At 50.0% G+C, this 1431-nt stretch carries 1 protein-coding gene; it reads left to right on the top strand.

The window, feature by feature from the left end:
- Positions 1-246: 246 nt before the first annotated feature.
- Positions 247-1431 (top strand): hypothetical protein (locus tag KDK17_RS08340; protein ID WP_257287841.1); only part of this gene is annotated, 1185 nt, incomplete at its 3' end.

Here is a 1431-nt window from a genome sequence, read left to right as displayed (position 1 = left end):
CGCAACCGAGCTGGGCTATACCGACTGCGTGAACCTCCTGATCAATGCCGGGGCACTGTCGGGAGTAGAGGCGGTAGATGAATCAGAAGAAATGCGTCATCTTCTCCTGTAGACACGGCTTTCTGGTGTTCCCATCTTCTGAGTTTTTGAATGCTTCTCCGGGGCAGTTGAAAGAACGGTTAACTGCGCAACTTGCGTTATTTCCTTGATCTATCCTTCCTCTCTACGCCAGAATGCAGGGATAGAATGATTAAGCACTCACTCTTTGCGGCACCACTGTTGCTAATGATATTGTCCGTCGTCTGTCAGGCTCAACCGTTGACAAGACGTTTTGTTGTCGAGTTTGAACAGAACGCAGGTTTTCCAAACCAGAACGTTTCTGTAACACCTGACCAGAACACCATGTCAGACATTGCCCACATACACGGTTATGCAGGATCGGATTTACCGCCTGATGAGAAACAAGGCAAACCAGACGGTTTCGAACTAAAACCGGCCATCATTGAATCCATTGCATGGCCATGGCTTTATGCCACTCATCTGCTGGTGGGTCACGAACTGATCCTGACCACCAAAAGTGCAACAGCCAGCTCCAACTCTTATTCATGGTTGCCTCTGGAAGTGGTTGTCGCTGTCGGTTGGCTTTTAAAAAGCTATTGGAATATCGACTCATCGTCGTCTAACCTGATAGCACAGAAAGAGCTGTGTCAGGATCACCCGCTGACGGCCGTCATTACAGTGCCCGGCTCTGGAAATGCCCGGCAGCAATCCCCACCATCAGAGTCATCGGGGCAGCATGCTCAGGAAACCACTGCCCGCCCGGCAGGCTCTTTCAATAGCTTCCTTTATCCTGACTCTACTGATGGTAACGGAGACCCTCAACAATCTCTGCATTCTTTGGATTTAAATTGTTTCGTCTCTCCCTGTCACGGCGTTTGTCAATTCCGACCATTATCCGATAGCAGTGAGCCCGCTGAATGCCCGATGAACACCACAGAAATTTCGACAGGCCACACAGGAGCATCACTTGAACAAAGCTCATGCCCACATTTATATAATGGACACTGCTCAGAGTGCGCAGGTCATATGACTAACACGGATGTTCTATCCATGGATGGCATTGCTCGACCCGCTGTCCCCATGGACACTGACGCACCGCTGGAAACTGATCCCTGCCCTATTTGTCTGGTTCACTTCCATGATCATGATGCAGTACCTGTGATCGTCAAAACCCAATGCTGTGGCAAGCAATTCGACCTGGATTGTATTTCGAAGTGTTTTGTTGATCAGCCCATGGGGTCTCGCCGGTGTGCAATGTGTCGGCAAAATCCGATGCCTATGGTGAATGAGAACACCGGGGAGTCTCACCCGGATACATTTTTCCCCGATCAGGCGTTTTATCTTGCCTGTTTGCGGGGGGATTTGGATCAG

Origin of the sequence: Endozoicomonas sp. SESOKO2, assembly GCF_024606245.1 — a bacterium.
Lineage (GTDB): Bacteria > Pseudomonadota > Gammaproteobacteria > Pseudomonadales > Endozoicomonadaceae > Endozoicomonas_A.
Note: the sequence above shows the minus strand (reverse complement) of the source record. Positions and strands in the feature narration are given on the sequence as shown.